The sequence below is a fragment of the Achromobacter sp. Marseille-Q0513 genome, assembly GCF_018195695.1.
Taxonomy (GTDB): domain Bacteria; phylum Pseudomonadota; class Gammaproteobacteria; order Burkholderiales; family Burkholderiaceae_B; genus Achromobacter.
In genome coordinates, this window is record NZ_JAGTJY010000224.1 from 523 (window position 1) to 8,754 (window position 8,232).

The 8,232-nt window shown below is 71.8% G+C and carries 7 protein-coding genes; 4 read left to right on the top strand and 3 right to left on the bottom strand.

All coding sequences use genetic code 11. The features are described from left to right. From KDH83_RS27515 to KDH83_RS27530, 4 genes are all read left to right on the top strand, one after another. Positions 1-1,279, top strand: a 1,279-nt coding sequence (locus tag KDH83_RS27515; protein WP_249205395.1) for an MFS transporter, incomplete at its 5' end; no start/stop codon positions are given. 229 nt (positions 1,280-1,508) lie between these two features. Beyond that, the gene (locus KDH83_RS27520; RefSeq protein ID WP_212321549.1) at positions 1,509-2,897 is read left to right on the top strand and encodes an amidohydrolase; all 1,389 of its coding nucleotides are present in this window, start codon (positions 1,509-1,511) and stop codon (positions 2,895-2,897) included. Between the two features lie 196 nt (positions 2,898-3,093). Then, positions 3,094-4,077 (top strand): tripartite tricarboxylate transporter substrate binding protein, encoded by a 984-nt coding sequence (locus KDH83_RS27525; protein ID WP_212321550.1) that lies wholly within the window; start codon positions 3,094-3,096, stop codon positions 4,075-4,077. Next, positions 4,074-4,982, top strand: a complete 909-nt coding sequence (locus KDH83_RS27530; protein ID WP_212321551.1) for a BMP family ABC transporter substrate-binding protein — start codon at positions 4,074-4,076, stop codon at positions 4,980-4,982. Before KDH83_RS27525 ends, KDH83_RS27530 begins: the two co-directional genes overlap by 4 nt. Here KDH83_RS27530 and KDH83_RS27535 read toward each other — a convergent pair. The 3 genes from KDH83_RS27535 to KDH83_RS27545 all read right to left on the bottom strand — a co-directional run. Continuing rightward, on the bottom strand, positions 4,972-6,069 hold the full coding sequence (locus KDH83_RS27535) for an acyltransferase (RefSeq protein WP_212321552.1): 1,098 nt from the start codon (positions 6,067-6,069) through the stop codon (positions 4,972-4,974). The two genes, KDH83_RS27530 and KDH83_RS27535, sit on opposite strands and share 11 nt — an antisense overlap. Positions 6,070-6,076: 7 nt before the next feature. Next, positions 6,077-6,907, bottom strand: a complete 831-nt coding sequence (gene blaOXA, locus KDH83_RS27540; protein ID WP_212321553.1) for an OXA-1238 family class D beta-lactamase — start codon at positions 6,905-6,907, stop codon at positions 6,077-6,079. Positions 6,908-6,966: 59 nt separating this feature from the next. Next, on the bottom strand, positions 6,967-8,232 hold a 1,266-nt coding region (locus tag KDH83_RS27545), incomplete at its 5' end, for a M56 family metallopeptidase (RefSeq protein ID WP_212321555.1).

An 8,232-nucleotide genomic window follows, 5' to 3' on the forward strand; every position in this document is an offset into this window, starting at 1 on the left:
TTCCTGGCTGGCCGGCGTGCTGCTGTTCGTCGTCGGGTCGGCCATGTGCGGGCTGGCCGGCGGCTTGCCCATGCTGCTGGCGGGGCGTGCCGTGCAGGGCGTGGCCGGCGCGCTGCTGATACCGGGCGCGCTGTCGCTGCTGACGCAGGCCTTCCCCGATCCGCGCGAGCGGGCCCAGGCCATCGGCATCTGGGCGTCCAGCAACGCCACCGCGCTGATCGCCGGCCCGGTGCTGGGCGGCGTGCTGGTGGCGCACTTCAGCTGGCAGAGCATCTTCCTCATCAACCTGCCGCTGGGCGCGCTGGCGGTGGCGCTGGGCATGTGGAGCATCCGCGAAAGCGCCCATCCCGAGCACGCCGCGTTCGATCCGCTAGGCCAGGCCCTGAGCGTGGTCTGGCTGGGCGCGCTGGCCTATGGCCTGATCGCCGCGGGCGAGCATGGCTGGGGCTCGCGTCCGGCCGGCCTCGCGCTGGCGCTGGCGGCGGCCGGCCTGGCGGCCTTCCTGGCCGTGGAACTGCGCGCGCGCCGGCCGGTGCTGCCGCTGGGCATGTTCCGCGACCGCGGCTATGCGGTGACCAACTTCGCGTCCTTCGTGCTGGGCTTCTCCGGCTACAGCAGCCTGTTCTTCTTCTCGCTCTACCTGCAACAGGTGCAAGGCCTGTCGCCGCTGGCCGCCGGTTCGCAGCTGGCGCCGCAATTCATCGCCTCCGGCATCGCGTCGACCGTGTTCGGCAAACTCAATCCGCGCTTCGGCCTGCCCCGGCTGATGATCGCCGGCTACGCGCTGATCGGCGCGGCCATGCTGGGCATGACCGGCCTGGACGCGCATACGCCCTACGCACTGACCTGCGCGCTGATGGCGCTGCTGGGCGTGGGCTCCGGGCTGGCGCTGCCCGCCACCAGCATGGCCGTGATGGCCACCGTGCCGCGCGAACGTTCCGGCATGGCCTCTGCCACCATGAACGCGCTGCGCCAGAGCGGCATGACCATCGGCATCGCGCTGCTCGGCGCGCTGATGAGCGCCCGCGCGGTGGATGCGCTCCAGGCCGCGCTGTCGCGCCAGGGACTGCCCGATGCGCTGGCGCTGGCGCTGGCGCGCGCCGCCGTGATGCGCCACGAGCTGCCCGTAGCGGTGGACGGCGCGCGCGCCCTGCTGGCCGACGCGCTCGCCGGCGGCTTCAGCCTCGCGATGGCGGTGGCGGGCGCGGCCTCGCTGGCGGCCGCCGTCATGCTCGCGCTGGCGGCTCGCGGCGAGAAGCCGGCGCTGCGCGCGGCCTGAAACCGCGCCGCCGCGCCTCGGCGAAAAACCCCGCTTGCCGGCGCGGCCGGCGCCTGATCGCGCACAGAGATTTCAAGGCCCGGAATTTAAGCCCCCCTCTTCTTAAGCATCGGTAACAACGCGCTACGACGCGTCGCCGCTCCGGTAAGCTCGGCGGCCAATAACACGTTAACGGGCACACGTTGACGACAACAAGCGCAACCCGCAGACCGACAAAGAGGAGACCTTCATGCACCATCGCAACATCCTGTTCCGCCTTGCCCCGCTGGCCCTGGCCGCGCACCTGGCCTGGTCCGGCCCGGCCGCCGCGCAAGGCGCGCCCGGCACCCAGGGCCCGCTGGCGCCCGCGCCCAATGCGGCGCTGGCCGCGCAGATCGACCAGCGCGCCAAGGCCATCGAGGACAAGCTCATCGCCTGGCGCCGCGACATCCACCAGCATCCGGAACTGGGCAACCAGGAAACACGCACCGCCAAGCTGGTGGCCGACCATCTGCGCGCGCTGGGCATGGAGGTGAAGACCGGCGTGGCCGTGACCGGCGTGGTCGCCGTGCTCAAGGGCGGCAAGCCCGGCCCGGTGGTGGCGCTGCGCGCCGACATGGACGCGCTGCCGGTGAAGGAACAGGTGGACCTGCCCTTCGCGTCCAAGGCCAAGGGCACCTACCTGGGCAAGAAAGTGGACGTGATGCACGCCTGCGGCCACGACACGCACACCGCCATCCTGATGGCCACGGCCGAGGTGCTGGCCGGCATGAAGGACGAGCTGCCCGGCAGCGTGAAATTCATCTTCCAGCCCGCCGAGGAAAGCCCCGCCGACTTCGAGCCCGACGGCAAGAAGATCTGGGGCGCCAAGATGATGGTGCAGGAAGGCGTGATGGAAAATCCCAAGGTCGATGCCATCTTCGGCCTGCACGCCTCCAGCGCCTATCCGGCCGGCTGGCTGGCCTGGCGCAGCGGCCCGGCGATGTCCGCCGCCGACCAGTTCTGGATCGACGTCACCGGCAAGCAGACGCACGGCGCGCGCCCCTGGTCCGGCATCGATCCCATCGTGGTCAGCTCGCAGATCATCCTGGGCCTGCAGACCATTCCCAGCCGCCAGATCAACAGCATGCTGGAGCCGGCCGTCATCACCGTGGGCGCGATCCACGGCGGCAACCGCATGAACATCGTGCCCGACAACGTCGCCATGACCGGCACCATCCGGACCTACGACGAAGGCATGAAGAAGGACATCCACCAGCGCATCGCGCGCACCGCCGATATGATCGCGCAAAGCGCCGGCGCCAAGGCCGACGTGCGCGTGGTGGAGCTGTACAACGCCACCGTCAACCCGCCGGCGCTGACCGAGCAGATGGGCCCCACGCTGCGCCGCGTGGCCGGCGAAGGCAACTACGGCCTGCAGCCCAAGTCCACAGCGTCGGAGGACTTCTCGTTCTACCAGCAGAAGGTGCCGGGCCTGTTCTTCTACCTGGGCGTCACGCCCAAGGGCACCGACGTGGACAAGGCCGCGCCCAACCACTCGCCGCGCTTCTACGTGGATGAGTCCGGCCTGATCAACGGCGTGCGCGCGCTGTCGAACCTGACCGTCGACTACATGCTGCAGGCGCGCCAGGGCAGTTGATGCCGCGCCAGGCCGCGGGCCCGCCCGGCGGCCCCGCGTCCTTGCGGGCATGCGCAAGGACGCGCGCCTTATGCCCGCGCGCGCATACGCTCATGCCCGCGACATAAGCATACGGCGACAAATTCTTTGTCTGCACGGCGGCGCTTTCCTACAGTACGGCCCTTTGCCCCCCAGGGCCGCCACGCAGGAAATCCGCATGCCCATCTCCCGACGCCGCTTCATGATCGCCAGCGCGCTCGCGCTGCCCCTGGCGCGTCCGCGCATCGGGCGCGCCGCCACGGCCGCCTGGCCCGCGCGCCCGCTGCGGCTGGTCGTCACCTTCCCGCCCGGCGGCGCCAGCGACATCGCCGCGCGACTGATCGCGCCCGCGCTGGCCGAGCGACTGGGCCAGCCCGTGGTCATCGAGAACAAGCCCGGCGCCGGCTCGACCATCGGCGCCGCGCTGGTGGCGCAGGCGCCCGCCGACGGCTACACGCTGCTCATGTCGAACTCGGCGCCGCTGTCGATCTCGCCCGCGCTGATGCCCGGCCATGGCTACGACGCGCTGGCCAGCTTCGACCACCTGGCCTATATCGGCGCGGTGCCCACCGCCTTCGTCACCCATCCGTCCGTGCCCGTCGCCACGCTGGCCGAGCTGACCGCCTGGATCAAGGCCCAGGACCAGCCGGTGCAGTTCGGCAGCGGCGGCCTGGCCTCGGTCGGCCAGATCGTCGGCGAACTCTATGCGCGCGCCACCGGCGCGCCGCTGCAGCACATCCCGTACAAGGGCTCGGGCGCGATGCGCAACGACCTGCTGGGCGGACAGATCCGCTTCGCCGTGGACGCGCTGCCGCAGAACCTGCCCTATCTGCGCTCCGGCCAGCTGCGGCTGCTGGCCGTCACCACCGAGCGGCGCGTGCCGCAAGCGCCGGACATACCCGCCGTGGGCGAGCTGGGCCTGCCGGGGCTGGTGGCCGAGAACTTCATCGGCCTGTCCGGCCCGGCCGGCCTGCCCGACGCGGTGCGCCAGCGGCTGCACGCCGAGTTGACGGCCGTGCTGCGCGAGCCGGCCTTGCGCGAAAAACTGGAGGGCCAGGGCTTCGTGCTGGCCGACAAGTCCCCCGCCGAATTCACCGACTTCGTGCGTCGCCAGGCCCAGGCCTGGGAACCCGTGGTGCGCGCCACCGGAGCCGGCCTGTGAGCGCCCGCCGCGTGCTGACGCTGTTCGGCCATGCGGGCCGAGGCGGCTTCAACGAAGCCGCGGTCGAGGGCGCGCGCCGTGCCGAGCGCGCCGGCCAGCCGCTGCGGATCGAATGGATCGCCGATACCGATCCGCAAGCTCGCGCCGCGCGCATCGCCGCGCTGTGCGACCCGGGGCTGGACCTGCTGATCGCGCATGGCGGCCAGGGCGATGCGCCCGTGGCCGAGGTGGCGCCGCGCTTTCCGCGCACGCAGTTCGCCGTCACCCAGGGCAGCCTGACCGCGCCCAACGTCGCGTCCTACGAAATCCTGCAGGAACACAGCGCCTTCCTGGCCGGCGTGCTGGCCGGCCTGCGCGCGGCGGACGGCCGCGCGGCCCACCTGTCCGGCGAAAGCGTGCGCCCCGGCCTAAAGGGGCGCGCCGCCTATGCCGACGGCGTGCGCCGCGCCGCCGGCCGCGATCCGCTCACCGGCTTCTGCGGCAACCAGCATGATCCCGAGCTGGCGCACGAATGGACCCGGGCGCTGGCCGCGCGCGACGCGCGCGTGGTCTTCGCCATGATGGACGGCGGCCGCGACGGCGTGTCGCGCGCCTGCCGTGAAACCGGCATCTGGCAGATCGGCAACGTGGTCGACTGGGTGGAGCGCGATCCACAGGTCTATCTTGCGTCCGCGCTGGCCGACTCCGGCCTGTGCGTGGAACGGGCCGCCGCCGACCACGCCGCCGGCCGGCTGGCTGTCGGCGCCGTCACCCGCTACGGCCTGGAACAGGCGGCCTCGCTGCGCCTGGCGCTGGGCGCCGGCGTCACGGCGGAAGAACGCCGCGCCCTGGACGACTGGTCCGGCAGGCTGGCCGGCGGCCTGGAGATCGACGGCGGCTACACCGGCGCCGAGTTCACGCCCTAACGCGCAAGCGCAGCGCGGCGTTGGCCGGCTCCGACCACAGCCGCGCCACCAGCCAGCCGGCGGCGCAGGACGCCGCCAGATAGGCCGCCAGCAGCGCGACCCGCGCGTCGCCCGCCGCCAGCGCCGGCGGCGCCCAGCCCCGGATCAGGCCCAGCACCACCAGGTGGAACAGGTAGATCTCGTAGCTGAGCCGGCCGCAGGCGGCCAGCGCGCGCAAGGGCCAGGCATGCGCCGCCGACGCCGCCGTGGCGCCCAGCAGCAGCAAGGCCGTGCCGAACGCCATCGCCGTCGTGCCCGGCACATTGCTCTGGCCGATGGGCCAGGCCAGGTACAGCGCCGCCATGGCCGCGCCGATGATCGCGCGCACGGCCGGACGCCCAAGGACGGCGAACCGGCCGCGCCGCGCCAGCACGGCGGCGCAGCAGCCCATGGCGATGGCGTCGAAGCAGGCCGCATAGCCATACAGATACGCCCCGGCCTCGCCCTGGCTGGCCAGGCGGTACAGCGGCCCCGCGACGATGAGCCCCGCCGCCAGCGCGGCCAGCGCCCAGCCCCTGCGCAGCGTCAGGCAGGCCAGCGGAAACAGCAGGTAGAACGCCATCTCGACGGACAGCGACCACAGCACGCCCAGCGGATAGTTGATCCAGCCGTGCTCAATGATCAGCACGTTCACCCAGGCCGTCAGCGCGGCGGCATTGACCATCCACAGCGACACGACCGCGTCCGCCCGGTTGCCGAAGATCGGCATGCCGGCCAGGGCCAGCGCATCGACCGTCAGCAAGGCCAGCAGCAGGCAGGGCAGGATGCGCGCCGCCCGCAAGGCGTAGAACTCCGCAGGCCGGACGCGGTCCAGCCCGCCCCAACGGTCCAGCGCGTTGCGCGTGATCAGGAAACCCGACACCACGAAGAACATCGTCACGCCATAGTTGCCGTTGCGCGCAAGCGCGTGCAGGAACGGCCAGCCAAGCAGCGCGGCCAGCCCCGTGTCCTTCAACGAATAGGGAATGTTGAAGTGGTGCAGCAGCACCAGCAGGATGGACACGCCGCGCAGCATGTCGATCCGCGCATCGCGCGCCTGGGCGATCATCGCGGCCTCACCGCTGTCCGGCCGCGCCCAGCCAGCCCGGCAACCCGGCCAGCAACTGCTCGCGCGCGCGCATGCCGGCGTTCGGCGTCGCCGCCTTCTCGTCCTGGATCAGGCGGGCAAAGACCAGCTCGCGACCGTTCTTGCGGGCCCAGCCCACATACCAGCCATAGGCGTGTTCGCGGTCGTAATCGCCGAAGCTGCCCGGCGATCCCGTGCCCGTCTTGCCATGGATCTTCCAGCCATCCACGTCGACGCCGGCATCGAACAGGATCTCGGCCATGTCATAGGCCTGCGGCTTGACCGGCAGTTGCCGCCTGGCCAGCCTGCGCAGGAAATCGAGCTGTTCCAGCGGCGAGATCCGCAGCGACGATACGTGCCATGCGCCCTGCGTGCCGTTGTTCTTGCCCGGGTGGCCCGACACGTCCTGGTTGCCGTAGCCAAACGCGGTCGTGTATTGCTGCAGGCGCGCCAGGCCCAGCTTCTCGCCGATCTGCTGCGAATACCAGAAGACGGAGTACTTGATCCAGCGCGTCGGATCGACAGGCTTGCGCCAGTCATCGCCGCCCCAGTCCGGGTAGCTCGGCTGGTACTCCCACACGGGCGCATGCGCGTCCTGCAGGATGCCGGCGTCGTAGCCCATCAGGGCGATGGCGAGCTTGAAGGTCGACGCCGGCGTATAGCGGGCCGCGCAGGCGTCCTGCGTGCCGTCCTGGAACACGATGCGTCCGTCCGCGACGTCGGCCACGACCGTGCATAGCATGCGGGCCTGCGCGGGCAGGCAAAGGGCGGAAAGAGACAGCGCGACGGCGAGCGCGCGCAAGGGGCTGCGTGTGGGCATGGTGAATGAAGCGTGGTTGGAAATTCGTCAGGGCAGCCGCGCGGCGCGCGGCCGGCCGCTCAGGCGGGCAATGCCCGCCCGTTCAGCAGCACCAGCGTGAGCTCGCGGCCGCCGGCCTGCACCCGCATGGCCAGACAGCGTCCGGCCTCGGCCGACGTCGCGGTCTTGGACAGGCGGATGTCCCAGCCCTGCCGTCCGACCAGCGGATTGGTATTGCGATACTGGATCGCGCCGGCACCCATGCCCACGGACTCGTCCAGCGACGTGGTGTCCAGCGCGATCTGCGGATAGGCCGTGGCGGCGCTCACGATCCTGCCGATATCGGCGGCGCTGGCGCGATTGGAAGGCGAGATCCCCATGGCGTCCTCGAAGCGGGCGTGTTCCAGCCCCAGCGCGGCGGCCTTGCGCCGCAGGGCCCGCGCGAAAGCCGCCTCGCCGCCCGGATAGCGGCGCGCCAGCGCGTGCGCGGCGCGATTGTCCGACGACATCAAGGCCAGCTTCAGCATGGTGTCCAACGGGGCGACCGCCCCCACTGGAAACTGCCACGCCCCGCCCCGCGCCGCCTCGGCGTCGCGCTCGTCGATGCGGACCGGCTGGGACAGGTCGGGCGTCGCGTCCAGCAGCACCATCACCGTCATCAGCTTGGTCAGCGAGGCGATGGGCACCGCCTCGTTCTCGGCCACCCCGACCAGCGTGTCGCCCGAACGCGCGTCCAGCACCAGCACATGGGAGGCGCCGCTGGACTGGATCAGGGCGTCGATGCCCGGCAATTGCGCCAGCGCCCGGCGGGCCGCGTCGGCGCGGCCGTCGTCCGTCGGACCGGCCTGGACCCCGGCGCCGGCGATCGCCACGGCCAGCATGGCGGCCAGCGCCGGCATGGCCACGGCGCGGCGCGCCGGCAGGCTGTCGGGCCGGGTCAGGCGGCGTATCCGGTCCAGCAGGTCGCCGTCGCGCGCGCCCGGCGCCACCGGCGCGGGCGCGTCGTCGGCGTCTCGGCTCAAGGCGTTCAAGGCAAGCGCCAGCCGGCGCGGTTGGCCGATAAGCGCGGCGGCCATGTCGTCCGCGATCCGTTCGCGCTCGACGCGGATGCGCCGCGACAGCCACCAGACCGTGGGATGGAAGAACAACAGGATCTCGGCCGCGAACTGCAGCACGTTCACCAGATAATCGTGCCGGCGGACATGGGCCAGTTCATGGGCCAGCAACGCCTCCAGCAGGTCCGGCGGCATGCCCGTGACCAGGTTCGCCGGCACCAGCAGCACCGGCTTGAACCAGCCGGCCGTCACCGGCGTGGACAGCCCCCGCACGAGACGCAGGCCCACCTC